This is a genomic window from Microbispora sp. ZYX-F-249, from assembly GCF_039649665.1.
GTDB lineage: Bacteria > Actinomycetota > Actinomycetes > Streptosporangiales > Streptosporangiaceae > Microbispora > Microbispora maris.
The window spans coordinates 30,067-49,531 of sequence record NZ_JBDJAW010000027.1; the positions used below are offsets into that span (position 1 = coordinate 30,067).

Here is a 19,465-nt window from a genome sequence, read left to right on the forward strand (position 1 = left end):
CCCGGCGTCGAGCGCGCCCTCGACCAGAGACGCACCAGGAGCCGACCACTTGTGACCGTCACCGCTGCACCGGCCCGGAGCCCGCTGTATGCCCTCGACGACGGGGATCTCCGCTCACTCCTCCTGATCCGGCACTTCGAACGCGCCCTGCTCCACCTGTTCGAGCAGGGCGTGCTGAGCGGCACCACCCACACCTGCCTCGGACAGGAGTACATCCCGGTCGCGCTGTCGGCCCTGCTCCGCGACGCCGACTTCGTGTTCAGCAACCACCGGGGGCACGGCCACTTCCTCGCCCGCCATCCCGACCCGCACGGCCTGCTCGCCGAGATCATGGGGCGGGAGGGCGCGCTGTGCGGGGGCGTCGGCGGCAGCCAGCACATCTACCACCGGCGTTTCCTGTCCACGGGCGTGCAGGGCGAGAGCCTGCCCGTGGCGACCGGGGTGGCCCTGAAACTGGCCGGCACGGGTGCGCTGGCCTGCGCGTACATCGGTGACGGCACCTGGGGCGAGGGCGCCGTCTACGAGGCGCTGAACATGGCGTCCCTCTGGAGGGTGCCGCTGCTGGTCGTGGTCGAGCACAACGGCATCGCCCAGTCGACCCCCACGTCCGCGCAGATGGCGGGCACGATCGCCGCCCGGGCGGCGGCCTTCGGCGTCCGCCACCACCACGTCTCGTCCACCGACGCCGGTGAGATCAGGCAGATCCTCGCCCCGCTGATCGACGCCGTGCGGACCGAACCGTCCCCGCTGGTGGTGGAGTTCGCCACGCACCGCCTCGGGCCCCACAGCAAGGGCGACGACACCCGGCCGCCGGAGGAGATCCGCCGGGCCGCGGAGTCCGACTGGTACGACCGGTACGCCGAGGCCGATCCCGAGCGGTTCGCCCGGATCGACCGGGAGCAGCGGGAGCTCGTCGAGCGGGTGGTCGCCGAGGTCTCCGCCCGCCCCCACGCACGGCCGGGGGGAGCGGCGTGACCAGGGTCTCCGAGCATCTCAACCAGGCGCTGCACGACCTGATGGAGTCCGACCCCTCGGTCCATCTGCTGGGCGAGGACGTCGGCGACCCGTACGGCGGCGCGTTCAAGGTCACCCGGGGACTGTCGGGCCGGTTCGGCTCGCGGGTGAGGTCCACGCCGCTGAGCGAGGGCGCGATCGCCGGGGTCGGGGCCGGGCTGGCCCTGGCCGGCGACAAGGCCATCGTCGAGATCATGTTCGCCGACTTCGTGGCGCTGGCGTTCGATCAGATCACCAACTTCGCCGCCAAGTCCACCTCGATGTACGGCAGGCCGGTGCCGGTGCCGCTCGTGGTGCGCTGCCCCACGGGCGGCAACCGCGGCTACGGCCCGACCCACAGCCAGAACCCGCAGAAGCACTTCATCGGCGTGCCGGGGCTGTCCCTGTTCGAGATGACGCCGTTCCACGACGCGGGCGAGCTGTTCGCCCGGATGTTCGGCCTCGGGCGGCCCTGCCTGTTCTTCGAGGACAAGGTCCTGTACACGCGGCAGATGCACCGCGTCGACGACCTGTTCCGGTACGAGCTGGTGGACGACGTGGCGCGGGTGTACCTGGACGGCGCGGGCCGGCCCGACTGCACGCTGGTCACCCACGGCGGGCTCGTCCACCGGACGCTCGACGCCATGCGGGCGCTGCTCCTGGAGGACGAGCTGGTCTGCGAACTGCTGGTGCCCGCCCAGCTCTACCCCGTGCCCCGTCTGCCGGGGCTGGAGGACGCGCCGCACGTCTGCGTCGTCGACGACGGGACCGAGGGCGGCACCTGGGCGGCCGAGGTGGCCACGGCGCTCTACCCGCGCCTGTGGGACCGCCTGCGCCGCCCGATCACGCTTGTCAACTCGGCGGACCGGGTGATCCCCGCCGCCCCCCATCTGGAACGCGAGGTGCTCGTGCAGGCCGACAGCATCCGGGCCGCGGTGAGGGAGGCGCTGTCGTGACCGAGTTCCGCGTACCCAAGCTCAACAACAACGACACGTCGTACATCCTCGTCGAGTGGCTGGCCGGGGACGGGCAGCAGGTGCGGGACGGCGAGCCGATCGTGCTGCTGGAGACGTCCAAGGCGACGGAGGAGGTCGAGGCCCCGGCGGACGGCGTCCTGCGGCGGCTGGTCGCCGAGGGGGCCGAGTGCGAGCCGGGGCAGGTGATCGCCCGCCTGCTCGGGAGCGCGGACGAGCCCGTCCGGGAGGCCGCCGGGCAGACCACGGACGGGAACCCGCACGGAACGGACACTCCCGCCCCTCCCGGCGACGCCGCCGGCGTGGTCGTCACGGGGCCCGCGCGCGACCTGATCGAGGCGCACGGCATCGCCATGGAGCGGGTGTACGCCCTCGGCCGGAAGGTGATCAGGCGCAGCGACGTCGAGGAACTCCTCGGCGGGCAGGAGCCCTCCCCCGCCGCGGACGACGCCCCGGCAGCCGGCGACGACGCACAGTGGATCACGCTGTCGCGGGCGCAGCAGCGGACGGCCGAGGTCGTCGAGCGGTCCCGGCGCGAGATCCCGGCGGCCTTCACGGCGATGAACGTCGACGTGACCGAGGTCCTGTCGCTCGCCCGCGACCTCACCCGCAAGCTGCGCGCCCTGGTCGGCCTGCCCGAGATGGTGGTGAAGGCGACCGGCGGGCTGCTCGACCGCTTCCCGATGTTCTTCGCGGAGCCCGGCTCGGACACGCGGGGCCCCGGCTTGCGGGCGAGAAGGGCCGTCACCGCGGACGTGGGCGTGACGGTCGACGTGGGCCAGGGGCTGTTCATCCCGGTCGTCCGCGACGCCGGCAACCGGACGCTCGCCGAGATCGCCGCCGACCTGGCCGGCTTCCGCACGACCGCGCTCAGCGGGTCGTTCCGGGAACGCGATCTGCGGGGCGGCGCCATCACGCTCACCCTGCACACGCACGACGGCATCGTGTTCGCCGTCCCCATCGTCTTCCCCGGCCAGACGTGCGCGCTGTCGCTGACCGCGCCGCGCTCGGAGGTCGTCCAAGACGGCACGGGCTTCGCCGTACGCAAGACCGCCACACTGGGCCTCGCATACGACCACCGTTACATCAACGGCCGCGATGCCGCGGAGTTCCTGCGCGAGCTCCGCACGGCGCTCGAATCACCCGCGCGTTTCCTCACTGAGAATGGATGAAGCCATGAACTCACCCGCACGGTTTCCGGCCGACTTCGTCTGGGGCGCGTCCACCGCGGCCTACCAGATCGAGGGCGCGACCACGGAGGACGGCCGCGGGCCCTCGGTGTGGGACACGTTCTGCGCGGTCCCCGGCAACGTACGCGACGGTGACAGCGGCGAGCACGCCGCCGACCACTACCACCGTTACGACGAGGACCTGGACCTGATCGCCGATCTGGGCCTGGGCAGCTACCGCTTCTCCATCGCCTGGCCGCGGATCCAGCCGACCGGATCGGGCAAGCCCAACCAGAAGGGCATCGACTTCTACCGCCGGCTCGTCGACGGGCTGGCCGAGCGCGGCGTCCGGCCGATGGCCACGCTCTTCCACTGGGACCTGCCGCAGGAGCTGCAGGACCGGGGAGGCTGGGAGAACCGGGACACGGCCGAGCGCTTCGCCGAGTACGCCGAGATCTGCTACGACGCCCTGGAGATCAGGGACTGGCTGACGATCAACGAGCCCAAGACGGTGGTCGACTGCGGCTACCGGTTCGGCCAGCACGCGCCGGGCTTCAAGGACGACGCGCGCGCGTTCGTCGCCTGCCACCACCTGCTGCTCGCGCACGGCCTCGCCTCCCGCGTGCTGCACGAGCGGCACCCGGGCCGCCGCATCGGGCCCGCGCTCAACCTGCACCCCACCTACCCGGCCGACGACACGCCGGAGGCGCGCGAGGCGGCCCGCCACCAGGACGGGCTGGAGAACCGGCTCTACCTCGATCCCGTCTTCAAGGGCAGCTACCCCGAGGACACGCTGCGCTGGATCTCCGAGCGCGGCCCGATGGCCGACCACATCCTGGACGGGGACCTCGGGATCATCAGCGAGCCCATCGACGTCCTGGGGGTGCAGTACTACACCCCGGTCTTCGTGGACGGCAAGGGCGAGCGGGTCTTCCTGCACGAGCGGGCCCAGGCCGAGTGGCTGGAGATCTACCCCGAGGGCCTGCACGACATCCTCGTCCGGGTGCAGCGGGACTACCCCGGCGTGCCGATGGTCATCACCGAGAACGGCCTGGCCACCGTGGACGGGGTCGACGCCGACGGCCGCGTCCGCGACGACCGGCGGATCGCGTACCTGCGCGGCCACCTGAGCGCCGTGCACCGCGCGATGGAGGAGGGCGCGCAGGTCGAGGGCTACCACGTGTGGTCGCTGCTCGACAACTTCGAGTGGGCCGAGGGATACAGCCAGCGATTCGGCATCGTGCACGTCGACTACGCGACGCAGAAGCGCACCCCCAAGGACAGCGCGCTCTGGTACCGCGACGTCGTGAAGAGCGGCGAGCTGCGCTGACGCCCGGCCCGGCCCCGCCGGGCCGGGCCCGCCTTCCGCCGCCTGGAGCGGCTCCTCCCGGCCTCCCGCACGCCCCCGGCGTGCGGGAGGCCGGTCCTTCGCCATGCCCTCGCGCAGCGACGTCTCCGCGCGTGTAAGTTTCAGCACGGACCGGTGGGCGGTCGCCCATGCACGTGCACGTGAGATGCGGTCTGCGGCAAATCGGTGCCGTTATACCGATCTACGCGATAATCCTGAGATTAAGTTGACGCGTCCGACGAAAAGACTTAGCTTTACCGGTTATGGGAGCGCTCCCACCACTGGTCCACCCCGCTTGGATCAAGGGCGATGAGCTGGGATAAGGTCCCTGCATACCGTCAGATGACCCACTTCTTGACGACGCGTCAGCGAGAGGACTCCCCCGTGCCCGATTACACGATTAGCGGCGGCGGTTACCAGGCCACGATCAGCGAGCGGGGCGGGGCCCTGCGGGCGTTGCGCCACGCGGGCCGCGATCTGGTGACGAGCTGGCCGGAGGGCGGGCCGGTGCCGTACTACAGCGGCACCATCCTCGCGCCCTGGCCGAACCGCGTCGTCGGCGGCACGTACGTCTTCGACGGGCAGCGCCGTCACCTGCCGGTCAACGAGCCCGACCGCGGCCACGCCCTGCACGGCCTGGTCGCCGGCCTCGACTGGAAGTGCGCGGAGCTGCTGTCGGTGGAGGACCACCACGGCCACGTACGGCTGACGCACGTCGTGGAGCCCACCGAGGGCTACCCGCACCGGATCGCCCTGGAGGTGCGGCACTCGGTGTCCGAGGAGGGCCTGTCGACCACGCTGACGGCGCAGAACGTGGGCGAGACGGCGGCGCCGTACGGCTGCGGGCCGCACCCGTGGCTGCTGGCCGGGGAGGACGTCACCGCCTACGAGCTCGGCCTGCCGGCCGGGCGCGTGCTGCTCACCGACGACCTGCTCGCCCCCACCGACCTGGTGGAGGTCGCGGGAACGCCCTACGACTTCCGGACGCCGCGGGTGATCGGGGACACCGCCGTCGACCACGCCTTCGCCGGCGTGACGGAGGGACGCGTGCGCGTGCTCGGGCCCGAGGGCGGGGTGGAGCTCACCTGGGACCCGGCGGTGATGCCGTGGGTCCAGATCTGCACGGGCACGGGGCTCGGCCACAGGGGACTGGCCGTGGAGCCCATGACCTGCCCGCCCGACGCGTTCAACTCGGGCACCGACCTGATCGTTTTGCAGCCGGGGGACAAGCACGAGGCCACGTGGACCATCGCGGTCACCACTCCTACCCGGGAAGACTGAGAAGACTTGATGGACAGCAGGACGAAGAGGCGGTTGTCCCCCGCACAACTCGACGAGGTGGCCCGCGACGCGCTGGGCTGCGGGCTGACCTCGTCGGAGGAGCTCGCCGACGGCTTCGCGAACGCCGTCTGGCGCCTCGGCCTCGACGACGGACGTGAGGTGGTGCTCAAGCTCGGGCCGCCGCCCGACCTGCGGTTGCTGACCTACGAACGGCACCTGCTGCGCACCGAGGCGATGGTCTACCACCTCGCCCAGCCCGTGGGGCTGCCGATGCCCGCCCTGCTCCGGGCGTCGTTCGACGATCCGGTGCTGGGCGGCGACTACCTCATCCTGTCCGCGCTCGACGGCGTGCCGTGGAACCGGACGACGGTCAGCCCCGCGGAGGAGGGCGCGCTGCGCTTCGAGCTCGGCCGCCACCTCGCCCGCCTGCACGCCATCCCGGGCACGGGCGTCTTCGGCTACCCGTACGCCGGGCTGACCGGCCACACGTGGCGGGAGGCGTTCCTCGTCATGATCGGCGCCCTGCTCGACGACGCCGTCCACTACAACACCCGGCTCCCGGCGACCATCGTGGAGATCGTCGGGCTCGTCCACCTGAACGCGCACGTCCTCGACCAGGTCACCACCCCGTCGCTGGTGCACTTCGACCTGTGGCCGGGCAACGTGTTCCTGGACGGCGACAAGCGCGTGCAGGCGCTCATCGACCACGAGAGGGCGTTCTGGGGCGACCCGCTCGCCGACTTCGTCACGCCCACCATCTTCGGCGAACTGCGCGAGGACGATCCGCTGCTCGCGGGCTACCGGCAGGAGGCCGGCCCGGTGCGGCTGGACCACGCCGCCCGCGTGCGCCTCGCTCTCTACCGGGTCTACCTTTACCTGATCATGCTGGTTGAGGACGGCCCGCGGCAGTACCCGGAGGAGGCCTACGCCCCCACCCGGGACCTCACCACGCGGTCACTGGCCGCCTGCCTGGACGTGCTGCGCGCGGGGTCCCGCAACCACGCCCACGTCTGAGGTCACGCCTCCAGCGTGAGGGACTGCGAGCCGCACCCGTTGCCGGTGTGCGGCTCGGAGTCGCCGGTCCCGGCGAGTGCCGCGGGGGCTCCGACGGTCAGCGACGCCACGAGGGACAGGACCATCGCCCCGGCCGCGACGCGCGGCAGGTGGCTGACACGAGCAATCACAGCGGACTCCCGAAGGCCGACTCCATTGATCACAAAATAGCGGTCCCGCATGCGCTCCGGTAGGCCCACTTCGGCCCGGCCCTGGCGGCCCGCCCTTCCGCGTGAGATGATTTCAGCGGGTGATGAATTATGGAGACGACATGTGTGATCGCGGGCGGCGGGCCCGCGGGGGCCATGCTCGCGCTGCTGCTGGCGCGCGCGGGCGTCGACGTCACGCTGCTGGAGAAGCACGCGGACTTCCTGCGGGACTTCCGCGGTGACACCATCCATCCCTCGACCCTCCAGGTGCTGGACGAGATCGGGCTGGCCGAGGCGTTCCACCGGCTGCCGCATCGCAAGGCGTACGTCATGTCGATGCGGACCGACGACGGCGAGGTGCCCATCTCCGACCTGCGGCGCCTGCCGGGCAAGTATCGCTACATCGCCTTCGTCCCGCAGTGGGACTTCCTCGACCTCCTCACCCGCGAGGCGGCCGCGTATCCCAACTTCCACCTGCTGATGAACGCCAAGGTCGTCGATCTCGTACGGCGCGACGGCGCGATCCGGGGCGTGCGCTACCGCGACGAGCGAGGCGAGGAGCACGAGATACGGGCCGTGCTCACGGTCGCCGCCGACGGCCGGCACTCCGACGTGCGGCGCGCGGCCGGGCTGGCGCCGAGGCGGTTCGGCGCGCCCATGGACGTCGTCTGGTTCCGGCTGCCGCGCGCGCAGGGCGATCCCGAGCAGCCGTTCCTGCGGGCGTCGGCCGGGCGGCTCATGGTCGCGATCAACAGGGAGACGTACTGGCAGCTCGCCTACGTCATCCCGAAGGGCGGCTTCGCCGCGCTCGAGGCGGGGGGCGTCGACGGGCTGCGCCGCGACGTGGAACGGCTGCTGCCCTTCCTCGGCGGCAGGACGTCCGAGCTGCACGGCTTCGACGAGACCGGCGTGCTCAGCGTCGAGCTGAACCGGCTCACGCGCTGGCACCTGCCCGGGCTGCTGCTGATCGGCGACGCGGCCCACGCGATGTCGCCGGTCTTCGGCGTCGGGATCAACCTCGCGGTGCAGGACGCGGTCGCGACCGCCAACATCGTCGGGCCGGCCCTGTTGCGCGGCCGGGCCCCCGCCGGGCTGCTCGCGAGGGTGGCGCGGCGCAGGAAGGCGCCCACGGCCGTCGTCCAGGCCGCGCAGCGGGTGGTGCAGGAACGGATCATCCGGCCGGCCCTCGCCGGTCCGGTGACGCGGATCCCCGACCTCACCCGCGTGCCGGTGGTGCGCTCGCTGCTGCCCCGGTTCATCGGGCTCGGCGTGCTGCCCGAGCATGTGCGGCTTACTGGTCAAGAAAAAAGATCTCAGCAAGTGGACAGGGAGGGGGCCGCACAGGACGCGGTGCAATAACCTTGGTGACCGTGAGCGCATCAAACCCCGACACCTCGCGTGCCCTGGACACCTGGCGTGACCTGCCCGCGGCCCAGCAGCCGGACTGGCCCGACCGCGGCGAGCTGGACAAGGTCGTCGCGGAGCTGGCGTCCCTGCCCCCGCTGGTGTTCGCCGGCGAATGCGACCAGCTCAAGGACAGCATGGCGGCCGTGGCGCGCGGCGAGGCGTTCGTCCTGCAGGGCGGCGACTGCGCCGAGACCTTCGCGGGCGCGACGGCCGAGAACGTGCGCAACAAGCTCAAGACGCTGCTGCAGATGGCGATCGTGCTGACCTACGCGGGCCGCGTCCCGGTCGTCAAGATCGGCCGGCTCGCCGGGCAGTTCGCCAAGCCGCGGTCCAAGCCCACCGAGGTCCGCGACGGCGTCGAGCTGCCGGCCTACCGGGGCGACATGGTCAACGGGTTCGACTTCACCGCCGAGTCCCGCCGTCCCGACCCGAACCGGCTGCTGCGGGCCTACCACTCCTCGGCGAGCACGCTCAACCTCGCGCGGGCCTTCAGCAAGGGCGGCTACGCCGACCTGCGCCAGGTCCACGCGTGGAACCAGGACTTCGTCGCGGAGTCCCCGGCGGGGCGGCGCTACGAGCAGCTGGCGCGGGAGATCGACCAGGCGCTGGCGTTCATGCGGGCCTGCGGGGCCGACCCCGAGGAGTTCCACACCGTCGAGTTCTACTCCTCCCACGAGGCCCTGATCCTCGACTACGACCGGGCGCTCACCCGGATCGACTCCCGTACGGGTCAGCCGTACGACGTGTCGGCGCACATGGTGTGGATCGGCGAGCGCACCCGGCAGCTCGACGGGGCCCACGTCGAGTTCTTCAGCCGCATCCGCAACCCGATCGGCGTGAAGCTCGGCCCGACGACCACGCCGGAAGAGGCCATCGCGCTGATCGACAAGCTCAACCCGGACAACGAGCCCGGGCGGCTCACCTTCATCGCGCGGATGGGCGCGGGCAGGGTCCGCGAGGCGCTGCCGACGCTGGTGGAGAAGGTCAACGCCAGCGGCGCCACCGTGGCCTGGGTGTGCGACCCGATGCACGGCAACACGTTCGAGGCGCCGAGCGGGCACAAGACCCGCCGCCTCGACGACGTGCTGGACGAGGTCGCGGGGTTCTTCGAGGTTCACCACGCGCTCGGCACGCACCCCGGCGGCATCCACATCGAGTTCACCGGCGACGACGTCACCGAGTGCGTGGGCGGCGGGCACGCGATCGTGGAGGAGGATCTGGCGCTGCGCTACGAGACCGCCTGCGACCCCCGCCTCAACCGCGGCCAGTCGCTCGACCTCGCCTTCCGCGTCGCGGAGCTGTACCGCTCGAGCTGACCGGCGCCGTTCCGCGCCTCCGGCTCACCGGCGTCTGATACCGCCGTCGCCCTCCGATCGATCGGACCGGGTGACGGCGGTTTCGTCTGCCGGGCGGACCCTCAGCTGTTCTTGGCCTCCGCCTCGATCTGGGCGCGGATGGCGTCCATGTCGAGCGCGCGCAACTGCCGGATCAGGTCCTCGAGCGCCGGCGCGGGCAGCGCGCCCGGCTGGGCGAACACCACGATGCCGTCACGGATCGCCATGATGGTCGGGATCGCGGTGATCTCGAAGCCCTCCGACAGGGCCGGCTGCGCCTCAGTGTCGATCTTGCCGAAGGTGATGTCCGCGTGCTCCTCGGACGCCTTCTCGAAGATCGGAGCGAAGGACCGGCAGGGGCCGCACCAGGATGCCCAGAAATCGAGCAGTACGATGCCGTTGTCGGCGATGTCGTTGAAGTTCTTCTCGGTTACCTCGATGGTCGCCACGGGCGACTCCTTTCGCTCGGTCTTCAGCGGGCATAACCAGCCGGACAATCCCAGCATTCCATTTCGCGATGCGTATCGCGTGATTGGGCAGGAGACCTTCTTGACGTAGAAGGAGCACCCGGATGACGACTCATGCCGTACGGCCGTCCGATCTGACGGCCCCGAAGGGTCCCGGAGCCCGGATCGCCTCATGGCTGTCGAGCACGGACCACAAGGTGATCGGCAACCTCTACCTGATCACCACGTTCGTCTTCTTCCTCATCGGCGGCCTGCAGGCGCTGATCATCCGGGCGGAGCTCTACGAACCCGGCATGCAGTTCGTCACGCTGCAGCAGTACAACCAGTTGTTCACGCTGCACGGCACCATCATGCTGCTGTTCTTCGCGACGCCGTTGTTCGCCGGATTCGCCAACGCGATCATGCCGCTGCAGATCGGCGCGCCCGACGTGGCCTTCCCCCGGCTGAACATGGCGAGCTACTGGCTGTTCCTGTTCGGCGGCCTGATGGTCCTCGGGTCGTACTTCGCGGGCGGGGCGCCGACGTTCGGCTGGACGGCCTACACACCGCTGTCGACCGCGGCGTACACGCCGCAGCTCGGCGGGGACCTGTGGGTGATGGGCCTGGCCCTGTCCGGCGTCGGGACGATCCTGGGCGCGGTCAACTTCATCACGACGATCATGTGCATGCGGGCTCCCGGCATGACGATGTTCCGGATGCCGATCTTCACGTGGAACGTGTTCTTCACCTCGATCCTCGTGCTGCTGGCCTTCCCGGTGCTCGCCGCCGCGCTGCTGGCCCTGGAGATCGACCGCAAGTTCGGCGCCCACATCTACGACCCGGCGACCGGCGGGCCGCTCATCTGGCAGCACCTGTTCTGGTTCTTCGGCCATCCGGAGGTCTACATCATCGCGCTGCCGTTCTTCGGCATCGTCACCGAGGTGATCCCGGTCTTCAGCCGCAAGCCGCTGTTCGGGTACGTCGGCATGGTGGGCGCGACGGCCGCGATCGCCGGGCTGTCGGTCACCGTGTGGGCGCACCACATGTTCGCCACCGGGCGTGTGCTGCTGCCGTTCTTCTCGCTGATGACGTTTCTGATCGCCGTGCCCACGGGGGTGAAGTTCTTCAACTGGACCGGCACGATGTGGCGCGGCCAGCTGACGTTCGAGACGCCGATGCTGTGGTCGGTGGGCTTCCTCGTGACGTTCCTGCTCGGCGGGCTGACCGGGGTGATCCTGGCGTCGCCGCCGCTGGACTTCCACGTGACCGACACCTACTTCGTGGTCGCCCACTTCCACTACGTGGTCTTCGGGACCGTCGTCTTCGCGATGTTCGCCGGCTTCTACTTCTGGTGGCCGAAGTTCACCGGGAGGATGCTGAACGAGCGGCTCGGGAAGATCCACTTCTGGATGCTGTTCATCGGGTTCCACCTGACGTTCCTCATCCAGCACTGGCTCGGCGCGCAGGGCATGCCGCGGCGGTACGGCGACTACTCTCCCCACGACGGCTTCACCTGGATGCACCAGGTGTCGAGCGCGGGCGCCCTGCTGCTGGGGCTGTCCACCCTGCCCTTCATCTACAACCTCTGGTGGACCCCGCGGCACGGGGAGAAGGTGACGGTGAACGACCCGTGGGGGACCGCCAACTCGCTGGAGTGGGCGACGTCGTGCCCGCCGCCGCGCCACAACTTCGTGTCGATCCCGCCGATCCGCTCCGAGCGGCCCGCCTTCGACCTGCGCTATCCGCGTCTGGGCGGCAAGCCGGGTGAGCCGCCGGAGACCAAGCGGGACTTCGTCGATCCCGACGCGAAATAGACCCGCTCGACGGAAAAGGGGCCCCCGTCGCCGGGGGCCCCTTCGCGTGCGGGTCGTCAGTGCTTGCCGCCGGGCAGGTCGAGCCCGATGAGCAGCGGGTCGTGGTCGGAGGAGCGGAACGCGTCGGGCCGGTACAGGCTCGGCGGGTTGAACTCCAGGTTGTAGTCGAGGATGCGCGGCTCGTCGGCGTTGACGTGCCAGATCGTCGCCCCGGTCACCCGCTTGACCAGCTGCTTGCCGGCCATGGCGTGGTCGAGCTCGCCGGACAGCCCGTCGAACAGGTAGCTGTAGCGCTGGGCCGCGGGGACGAACCGCTTGGACAGGCTGGTCAGGCCGCCCGCCTCCAGCGTGCCGATCGGGTCCTCCTCGCCGTACGCGTTGAGGTCGCCGATCACCAGCGGGTTCGGCAGGTCCATCGAGCCGATGAGGCCGAGCACCGCCTTGGCCTGCCGTACGCGCTCGGCGTTGTAGCAGCCCTGGCCGTCACCCTGGTCGGTGTCGCCCCCGGTCGCCTCCTCGTCGCAGCCCTTCGACTTGAAGTGGTTCACGAGCAGCGTGAACGGCTGCCCGCCGCCCGTCCGGCGGAAGGTCTGGATCAGCGGCGGCCGCCGGAAGACGGGGTCGGTGGACGACAGCGTCTCCCCCACCGGGCGCACCCGCGCCGGCTTGTAGATCGCCGCGACATGGATGAGGTCGGTGCCCGGGTAGGGGTGGGTCAGGGCGGCGTACGTGCCCGCGCCCACCTCGGCGTTCAGGGCGGCGACCAGCGCGTCGAGCGCGGTCCGCCCGTTGTTCTCGACCTCCATGAGCCCGACGACGTCGGCGTCGAGGCCCTTCAGCGTGGCGACGATCTTCTTGAGCTGCCGCTGCTGCTCCTCGGCGGTGTCGGCGCCGCGCGAGTCGAGCGTGGTGAACCAGTTGAGCGTGTTGAGGCTCGCCACGCGGACGTTGCCCCCCACCGGCGCGGGCGCCGGCTTTCTCGGGTTGGTGCGCGTGAACGTGATCGGCTTGGTCGGCTCCAGCCGGTAGGCCCCGAAGCCGTAGCTCAGCACGCCGGTGACGCCCTTCGCGGTGTCCCCGAGCCGGACGACCTCCGGGCTCGTGTACGGGATCGTGGCCGGGTTCTCGGTGTTCGAGCCGTCGTCGATCAGCAGCGACCTGCGGGCGTCCAGCGCGGCGTCCACGCCGGGCCGGTCGGTCGGCTGGAAACGCCTGCCGCCGGCGGCGACCGTCACCTCGCCGAACCTGCCGAGGTTGTAGTGGTCGGTCACGGTCAGCGGCTCGGGGAAGGTCACGAGCACACCCTCGTACGGCTCGAAGGTGGCCCCGGCGGCCCGCGGCAGGTCGTAGGCCTTCGGCGTGATCGTGCCGGTGCCGCACACGTCCACCGCCGTGACCGGGGACAGCTCGGTGAGCCCGTTGAACTCGGTGACCCGGCCGGTGACGAGCACGCGGTCGCCTGCCCTGACGTCCTTGAAGGTCGCCCGGGCGAACGCGAACAGGCCGTCGGAGGTGGCCGGGTCGGCGTCGGGAGTCGCGTCCTGGAAGTAGAAGCCGCTCTGCTGCCCGGTCTCCTGGAAGTCGCCGGTCACGATGCCCTCGACCCGGACGGTCTGCCCCACGAGCGGGGAGGCGTCTGCGCTGCCCTGGACCTCGGCGATCTGCCGGTTCGCCGGCACCTCGCAGGGGTCGGCGGTGGGCGTCGGCGAGGGAGAGGGCGAGGGGGTCGCGGACGGCGACGGGGAGACGGCGCCGCAGGGAGCCGGGGGCGTCGCCGTGTTGCGCGGCGCGGGCGTGCCCGCGGCGAAGTCGGCGGCGTTGTCGTCGGTGTCCGCGCAGCCGCCGCCGGCGCGCACCGCGGCGGTGGCGTTGCTCAGGCCCGGAGCCGCCGCCGTGCCCTCGAAGTAGTTGGCCGTGCCGTACCCGACGAGGTCGGCGATCTGCGCGGTCTGCTCCGGGGCGCAGGGCGAGGATCCGCCGTTGCAGGCCAGGCCCGTGGCCGAGCGGACCAGGGCGACCTTGCCAGCCGTGCCGCTCAGGCTGAGGGTCCCGACGGTGTCGGGGGCCGGGAGCGCGCCGCTCGGCGTCGATCCGGCGGACAGCTGCACGAGGTGGTACTGACCGGGGGCGAGCGCGCCCGACAGGTTCTGCTTCTGGGAGCCGAACAGGCCGGTCCCGGTGGCACTCGTGTACTGGAGGGACCAGCCGTCCAGCGAGATGGCGGCGCTGCCGCGGTTGAAGAGCTCGACGTAGTCGTTGGTGTACGGGGCGCCGGAGTTGCCGCCGCCTCCGTACACCTGGCTGATCACCACGTCGCCCGGCTCGGCCGAGGCGGGCGACGGCGACATGACCGCGACGCCGGCGGCCAGGAGACCGGCGGCCGCGAGCACGGCGACCGCGCGAAGGCCGGAGCGGTCATCGGGACAGGCCCGGGATAGAGCACGCATGCCCCGGACTTTAGGGGTAGACCACCGCGACACCAGGACCAATAAGTGTCTTTATCACAAACTTGTATGAATTTGCCGATTACCTGACGTCGCTACCGTACGCGCGCTGCCCTTGCGCGTCCCGCTTCGGCATGGATCGGTCCCGCCCTTGTCACCGCCGGATCAGGAACGGACGACGGCCACCGGACAGGTGACCGCGTCGATCAGCGGCCGGGTGACCGACCCCAGCCTGCCGAGGACGCCCCGGGCGCGGGTCGCGCCGACGACCAGCATGGTCGCGCCGGGAGAGGTGTCGGCCAGCACGTCGAGCACGGGACCCTCGACCGGCTGGAGCAGGGTGTGCACATCCGGGTACCGCGCGCGCCAGGGCTCCACGGCGGCCTCCAGCGCCTCGACGGCCTCCCTGCCCGGGACGTCGGACATCACCATGGGCGCCATCCCCGCGCTCCACGCGGCCGCCGGATACCGCCAGGCGTGCACCGCGATCAGCGGCAGTCCGCGCAGGGCGGCCTCGCGGTAGGCGAAGGCGAGGACGTGGTCGTCGCCGCCGCCGACTCCCACGACGACCGGACCGGGGTGCCTGCGGTGCGGGAGCGACCCCGCGCCGCGGACCACGATCACCGGGCAGAGCGCGTGCGTCGCCACGTGTCCCGCGACCGAGCCCATCACACGGCGCGCCGCGCCGCTCAGCCCGCGCGATCCCACGACCACGAGATCGGCCGTCTCCGACAGCGCGACGAGCCGGTCGGAGGCCGGCCCCTCGAACAGGTCCTCCCGCACGCGGACGCCGCTCGTGCACTGCCGGGCGCACTCCGCGCCGTGCCACAGCACGTGCTCGGCGGCGTGGAGCAGCGACTTGCGCGCCTCCTCGTCGCCCTCGCCGTACGGCGTCTGCCACGCGTGGCAGACGGTGATGGGCGTGTCCCGGTACTCGGCCTCGTCCATCGCCCAGTCGAGCGCCTGCATGGCGAAGTCGGAGCCGTCGTACCCGACGACGATGCCGCGGCCGGCGACCGGGCTGGTGGGTTCCATACCCTCATGCTCCGCCACGGGCCGCACGGCCCGGCAGGGCGGAAAGTCCCGAGACCGGCGGGACGTCCGGCCCCGGGGGGATCAGGATCTGCTGCCGGCGAGCACCCCGGGACGGCGGTCGTGCTCCATGCCGGGCAGCACGACGACGACCGGGCACCTGGCGCGCAGCAGGCAGGCGGAGACGACGGGGTTGAGCACGGGGTAGGGCTCGGAGTCGGCTTCGTGCGCCCCCAGCACCAGCAGGTCCGCGCCATCGGTCGCGCGCAGCAGGACCTGCGCCGGCGGCCCCTCGACGACCATCGGCTCGACGTGGCGGTCGCCGAGTTCGGCCACGGCCCGGGCGGCGACGTCGAGCGCTCTCCTGCGCTCGTCCTCCCGTGAGGTGCGGCTCGCGATCGGCGCGTAGTGGGCGTGCAGCCCGCCCGTCCACTCCCAGGCGTACACCGCCTCGACCCGCGCGCCGCGCAGCGACCCCTCGGCGGCGGCCCACCGCAATGCGGCCTGCGACGCCATCGACCCGTTGATGCCCACCACGATCTTCGGCTGGTTCACGTTCCGCCTCGCTCTCCGCTCTAAGTCTCGCCGACCAGGGTTAACAGGATGTTGCCGCGGCGAAACGGTCAGAAGACACCGCCCACGAGCATCCCTGTACCCAGGAAAACCGCCCGTACCTCCAACCCCAGCAGGGACGGGTCCATGTTTTTGGGGGGGCTGGGCCGCACCTGAGAACAGGGTATCCGCGAACCTCGACCGTGCCGGTACGCCGCTTTGCCGATCCGGGGACGGCCACAGGCCCGTTCGTTGCCACGCCACAAGGACACCGCACGACGGCCCGCGGCGGCAGTGCCGTCCGGCTCGCACCGCGCGGGACCTTCGGCCCGGCATTCCCGGTCCCCGGCTCAGGGATCACCCTGATGCGCCCCGGACCTCCCGGCCGTACGCTTGCGGCGGAACGGGAGGGACAATGGGGAACGCGGGGCCGATCGACGAGTACGTCGCGTCGATGCGCCATGCGCTGCGGGGTCCGGGCGGGGCCAAGCGCGACCTGCTGGCCGAGGCGCGCGACAGCCTGCTGGACGCCGCCGAGGCGTACGAGGGCGAGGGCCTGCCCCGGGCCGAGGCCGAGCGGCTCGCGGTCGCCGACTTCGGCACCGTGCCCGAGGTCGCGCCGGGTTTCCAGGGGGAGCTGGCGGTGAGCCAGGGCCGCCGCACCGCCGCGCTGCTGTTCCTCAGCGTGCCGCTCTCCGCGTTCATGTGGGCGGTGATCTGGCGGATCTTCCCCCAGACCGCCGAGATGGAGCAGATCAAGCCGGAGTGGTTCGGGCTGCTGGCCAGGACGGTCGACCTCCTCCAGCTCGCCGTGGGCGCGGTGGGCGGTGTCGCGCTGATCGCGTTCGGCCGGGGGTTGCGCCGCATCCGCCGTCCCGCGCTGCTCACCCGGTGGCTGGGGCTGTTCGTCTGGGTCCAGACGCCGCTGGTCGGGGCGATGGGCCTGACGCTGGCGGCGGCCGCGCAGGGCCCGGCGGGCTTCACCGGTTACCTTCCCGGGCTGGCCGTGGCCCTGGTCAGCGACGCGTTCTCCGTGTGGCAGCTGTACAGCGCGGCGCACTGCCTGCGCTGCACCAGGGCGCTTTCCGCGCTCCGCTCATCGAACCTCAGCGCAGCGGATCCAGGACGCTCCCTATCGCGGTCGTGAACGACCGCCAGGCCGACCGCTCCCCCGCCAGCGCCCGGCGCCCGGCGTCGGTGAGGCGGTAGGTCCGCCGTTTGCGCCCGCCGTCGGAGGCCCACTCGCCGGCGAGCAGCCCGGCCCGCTCCAGCCGGCGCAGCGCGGGGTAGACCGTGCCCGTCGGCACGTCCAGGGCGCCGCCGCTGCGTTCGCGCAGCGCCTCGATGATCGCGTAGCCGTGCAGCGGCTCCCGTTCCAGCACGGAGAGCAGCAGGGCGTCCATGTGGCCCCGGAGCGCGTCGGCGTTCACGCCCGCAGCCTATCCCGGTTAGTCATGCGCCGAGTCTATGCGTAGGCTGTCTATATGTAGACAGCCTACGCATGGAGAGATCTATGGACGTCGTCGACCTCGCCCGGCTGCAGTTCGCCGTGACCGGAAGCCTCCACTTCCTGTTCGTCGTGCTCACGCTCGGACTGGCCCCGCTGGTGGCGATCATGCACACCCGGTTCGCCATCGGCGGGAACCCCCTGCACGAGCGGATGACCCGCTTCTGGGGACAGATCTACGTGATCAACTACGCGCTCGGCATCGTCACCGGGCTCGTGATGGAGTTCCAGTTCGGGCTGAGCTGGAGCGGGCTTTCGCACTACGCGGGCGACGTGTTCGGCGCGCCGCTGGCCCTGGAGACGCTGCTCGCCTTCTTCCTGGAGTCCACGTTCCTCGGCCTGTGGATCTTCGGCTGGCACCGGCTGCCACGTGGACTGCACGTGGCGTGCATCTGGCTGGTGACGCTGACGGCGTACGCCTCGGCGCTGTTCATCATGGTCGCCAACTCCTTCCTGCAGAACCCGGCGGGCTCGGTGGAACAGGGCGGGCGGCTCGCGCTGCGCGACTTCGGCGCGCTGTTCACCAACCCCACCCTCGTCTTCGCGCTCCCCCACGTGCTGAGCGCCGGGCTGTGGGCCGGCGGGTTCGTCGTGATGGGCGCCAGCGCCTACCACCTGTTCCGGCGCACCACCGAGCGGGAGTTCTTCACCCGCTCCCTGCGCATGGGCGTGCTGACCGCCTTCGTCGGGTCGCTGTTCACCGTCGGGTTCGGGTACGCCCAGTTCGGGCCGGTCAGCGACGTCCAGCCGGACAAGTTCCACGGGGCGGTCCCCGGCGTCGCGCTCGGGTTGATGATCATGATCGGGCAGCTCGTCCAGTTCGCCGTGATGTTCGCGCTGGCCCCGCTGCTGATCCGCGACCTGCTGGCCCGCTGGCGCTGGCTGCACCCGCTCCTCATGGCCATGACCCCGCTGCCGTTCGTCGCGGCGATCGCCGGCTGGCTCGTCCGCGAGGTGGGCCGTCAGCCCTGGCTGGTGTACGGCAAGCTCTCGGTGGCCGACGCCCTCACTCCCGGGCTGACCCGGGCGGACCTCACCGCCTCCTTCGCGGGGTTCGCCGGGGTGCTCGGGCTGCTCGCCCTCGTCGACTACGTCCTGATCGCCCGTGCCGTACGGCGCGGCCCGGGGCGGGTCGCGCTCGGTGCCGCCGATCTGCCCGTCGCCCCGCCGACCGTCCCCGCCCACTCGCTGTAGAGGCAGGCCACCATGGACATTCTCTGGTTCCTGACGTTCGCCGTCCTGCTGGCCGGTTACTTCGCCCTGGAGGGCTTCGACATCGGCGTGGGCGTCCTGTTGTTCGCGCTGGGCCGCTCCCCCGCCGCCCGGGACCGCCTCGTCGGCGCGATGGCGCCGTTCGTGCTCGCCAACGAGGTGTGGCTCGTGGCGCTCGCCGGCGTGCTGTTCGGCGCGTTCCCGGTGCTGGAGGGCCTGGCGCTGAGCCGCCTGTATCCCCTCGTCGTCGCCCTGCTGCTCGCGTGGATCGTGCGCGACGCGGGGCTGTGGTTCCGCCGCAGGGCCGGCGGCGCGGCCTGGCGGCTGGTGTGGGACGGCGCGCTGTGCGCGGGCTCGGCGGGGCTGGCCCTCGCGTGGGGCGCGATCCTGGTGGCCGTCGTGCGCGACCTGCCCCCCTCGCCCCTCGACGTGCCGGCCGTCGCGGGGGGCGTCGCCCTTCTCGCGCTGCTCGCCTGGCACGGGCGCACCTTCGCGGCCTGGCGCCTGGCGGACGGCCCGCGCGCGGGCGGGCGGGCGCTGCTGCTGTCGGCCTGCGCCGCCGCTGCGCCCGCGGTGCTGGTCATGGCGGCCACGGCCGCGCACATGCTCGGCAACGCCGCCCCGGATCAGACACTGAGCGTGCTCAGTGTCATGGTGGTCCCGTTCGCCCCGATCCTCGTGGGCGCGCAAGTATGGGTGTGGCGCACCTTCTCCAGAGGCGCGCTGCCGACGTTCTTCTGATTGGGGACC

At 71.5% G+C, this 19,465-nt stretch carries 18 protein-coding genes; 12 read left to right on the forward strand and 6 right to left on the reverse strand.

All coding sequences use genetic code 11. The annotated features are described in order from the left end of the window. The first annotated feature begins 51 nt into the window (after positions 1–51). The 6 genes from AAH991_RS27555 (at position 52) to AAH991_RS27580 (ending at position 6,779) form a co-directional block, all read left to right on the forward strand. Positions 52–975: a thiamine pyrophosphate-dependent dehydrogenase E1 component subunit alpha gene (locus AAH991_RS27555; protein ID WP_346228822.1), complete on the forward strand. Its 924-nt coding sequence runs from the start codon at positions 52–54 to the stop codon at positions 973–975. Next, positions 972–1,949 (forward strand): alpha-ketoacid dehydrogenase subunit beta, encoded by a 978-nt coding sequence (locus AAH991_RS27560; RefSeq protein ID WP_346228823.1) that lies wholly within the window; start codon positions 972–974, stop codon positions 1,947–1,949. The genes AAH991_RS27555 and AAH991_RS27560 overlap by 4 nt, the downstream gene beginning before the upstream one ends. After that, positions 1,946–3,139: a 2-oxo acid dehydrogenase subunit E2 gene (locus tag AAH991_RS27565; RefSeq protein ID WP_346228824.1), complete on the forward strand. Its 1,194-nt coding sequence runs from the start codon at positions 1,946–1,948 to the stop codon at positions 3,137–3,139. The genes AAH991_RS27560 and AAH991_RS27565 overlap by 4 nt, the downstream gene beginning before the upstream one ends. Before the next feature lie 4 nt (positions 3,140–3,143). Beyond that, positions 3,144–4,466: a GH1 family beta-glucosidase gene (locus AAH991_RS27570; RefSeq protein WP_346228825.1), complete on the forward strand. Its 1,323-nt coding sequence runs from the start codon at positions 3,144–3,146 to the stop codon at positions 4,464–4,466. 402 nt (positions 4,467–4,868) lie between these two features. Continuing rightward, positions 4,869–5,765: an aldose 1-epimerase family protein gene (locus AAH991_RS27575; RefSeq protein WP_346228826.1), complete on the forward strand. Its 897-nt coding sequence runs from the start codon at positions 4,869–4,871 to the stop codon at positions 5,763–5,765. Between the two features lie 9 nt (positions 5,766–5,774). After that, a complete protein-coding gene (locus AAH991_RS27580) occupies positions 5,775–6,779 on the forward strand; it encodes a phosphotransferase family protein (RefSeq protein ID WP_346228827.1) in 1,005 nt (334 codons plus the stop codon). 2 nt (positions 6,780–6,781) lie between these two features. Here AAH991_RS27580 and AAH991_RS27585 read toward each other — a convergent pair whose 3' ends face one another. After that, positions 6,782–6,949, reverse strand: coding sequence for a hypothetical protein (locus AAH991_RS27585; protein ID WP_346228828.1), 168 nt, complete (start codon positions 6,947–6,949; stop codon positions 6,782–6,784). Between the two features lie 129 nt (positions 6,950–7,078). Between AAH991_RS27585 and AAH991_RS27590 the strand changes: the two genes are divergently transcribed. After that, entirely contained in the window at positions 7,079–8,326 is a 1,248-nt protein-coding gene (locus tag AAH991_RS27590) for an FAD-dependent oxidoreductase (protein WP_346228829.1), read from the forward strand. 11 nt (positions 8,327–8,337) lie between these two features. Then, entirely contained in the window at positions 8,338–9,690 is a 1,353-nt protein-coding gene (locus AAH991_RS27595) for a class II 3-deoxy-7-phosphoheptulonate synthase (protein ID WP_346228830.1), read from the forward strand. A 101-nt stretch (positions 9,691–9,791) separates the two neighbouring features. Here AAH991_RS27595 and AAH991_RS27600 read toward each other — a convergent pair whose 3' ends face one another. Beyond that, positions 9,792–10,157 (reverse strand): thioredoxin family protein, encoded by a 366-nt coding sequence (locus AAH991_RS27600; protein WP_169982374.1) that lies wholly within the window; start codon positions 10,155–10,157, stop codon positions 9,792–9,794. A 122-nt stretch (positions 10,158–10,279) separates the two neighbouring features. Here AAH991_RS27600 and ctaD point away from each other — a divergent pair, with 122 nt between their 5' ends. Continuing rightward, positions 10,280–11,968 carry an aa3-type cytochrome oxidase subunit I gene (ctaD, locus tag AAH991_RS27605; RefSeq protein ID WP_346228831.1) on the forward strand — a complete coding sequence of 563 codons (1,689 nt, stop codon included), beginning with the start codon at positions 10,280–10,282 and terminating at the stop codon, positions 11,966–11,968. Between the two features lie 56 nt (positions 11,969–12,024). On the opposite strand, the gene AAH991_RS27610 is transcribed toward ctaD, so the two are convergent. The 3 genes from AAH991_RS27610 to AAH991_RS27620 all read right to left on the reverse strand — a co-directional run bounded on the left by AAH991_RS27610 (position 12,025) and on the right by AAH991_RS27620 (position 15,999). Then, on the reverse strand, positions 12,025–14,415 hold the full coding sequence (locus AAH991_RS27610) for an ExeM/NucH family extracellular endonuclease (RefSeq protein WP_346228832.1): 2,391 nt from the start codon (positions 14,413–14,415) through the stop codon (positions 12,025–12,027). A gap of 162 nt (positions 14,416–14,577) precedes the next feature. Then, positions 14,578–15,447 (reverse strand): universal stress protein, encoded by an 870-nt coding sequence (locus tag AAH991_RS27615; RefSeq protein ID WP_346228833.1) that lies wholly within the window; start codon positions 15,445–15,447, stop codon positions 14,578–14,580. A gap of 81 nt (positions 15,448–15,528) precedes the next feature. Next, positions 15,529–15,999 carry a universal stress protein gene (locus AAH991_RS27620; RefSeq protein ID WP_346228834.1) on the reverse strand — a complete coding sequence of 157 codons (471 nt, stop codon included), beginning with the start codon at positions 15,997–15,999 and terminating at the stop codon, positions 15,529–15,531. A gap of 412 nt (positions 16,000–16,411) precedes the next feature. Here AAH991_RS27620 and AAH991_RS27625 point away from each other — a divergent pair, with 412 nt between their 5' ends. Next, positions 16,412–17,143, forward strand: coding sequence for a permease prefix domain 1-containing protein (locus AAH991_RS27625; protein ID WP_346228835.1), 732 nt, complete (start codon positions 16,412–16,414; stop codon positions 17,141–17,143). Here the strand turns inward: AAH991_RS27625 and AAH991_RS27630 are convergent. Beyond that, entirely contained in the window at positions 17,103–17,426 is a 324-nt protein-coding gene (locus AAH991_RS27630) for a helix-turn-helix transcriptional regulator (RefSeq protein WP_346228836.1), read from the reverse strand. The two genes, AAH991_RS27625 and AAH991_RS27630, sit on opposite strands and share 41 nt — an antisense overlap. Before the next feature lie 83 nt (positions 17,427–17,509). Here AAH991_RS27630 and AAH991_RS27635 point away from each other — a divergent pair, with 83 nt between their 5' ends. Both AAH991_RS27635 and AAH991_RS27640 read left to right on the forward strand, forming a co-directional pair. Further along, positions 17,510–18,697, forward strand: a complete 1,188-nt coding sequence (locus AAH991_RS27635) for a cytochrome ubiquinol oxidase subunit I (protein WP_346228837.1) — start codon at positions 17,510–17,512, stop codon at positions 18,695–18,697. A gap of 12 nt (positions 18,698–18,709) precedes the next feature. Continuing rightward, on the forward strand, positions 18,710–19,456 hold the full coding sequence (locus tag AAH991_RS27640; protein ID WP_346228838.1) for a cytochrome d ubiquinol oxidase subunit II: 747 nt from the start codon (positions 18,710–18,712) through the stop codon (positions 19,454–19,456). The last annotated feature ends 9 nt before the right edge of the window (positions 19,457–19,465 follow it).

Bases quoted from the DNA above. Each gene is read 5' to 3' on its own strand.
- AAH991_RS27640 (WP_346228838.1), top strand. From the start codon at position 18,710: ATGGACATTCTCTGGTTCCTGACGTTCGCCGTCCTGCTGGCCGGTTAC.
- AAH991_RS27635 (WP_346228837.1), top strand. From the start codon at position 17,510: ATGGACGTCGTCGACCTCGCCCGGCTGCAGTTCGCCGTGACCGGAAGC.
- AAH991_RS27610 (WP_346228832.1), bottom strand. From the start codon at position 14,415: ATGCGTGCTCTATCCCGGGCCTGTCCCGATGACCGCTCCGGCCTTCGC.
- ctaD (WP_346228831.1), top strand. From the start codon at position 10,280: ATGACGACTCATGCCGTACGGCCGTCCGATCTGACGGCCCCGAAGGGT.
- AAH991_RS27625 (WP_346228835.1), top strand. From the start codon at position 16,412: ATGGGGAACGCGGGGCCGATCGACGAGTACGTCGCGTCGATGCGCCAT.
- AAH991_RS27590 (WP_346228829.1), top strand. From the start codon at position 7,079: ATGGAGACGACATGTGTGATCGCGGGCGGCGGGCCCGCGGGGGCCATG.
- AAH991_RS27580 (WP_346228827.1), top strand. From the start codon at position 5,775: ATGGACAGCAGGACGAAGAGGCGGTTGTCCCCCGCACAACTCGACGAG.
- AAH991_RS27570 (WP_346228825.1), top strand. From the start codon at position 3,144: ATGAACTCACCCGCACGGTTTCCGGCCGACTTCGTCTGGGGCGCGTCC.
- AAH991_RS27615 (WP_346228833.1), bottom strand. From the start codon at position 15,447: ATGGAACCCACCAGCCCGGTCGCCGGCCGCGGCATCGTCGTCGGGTAC.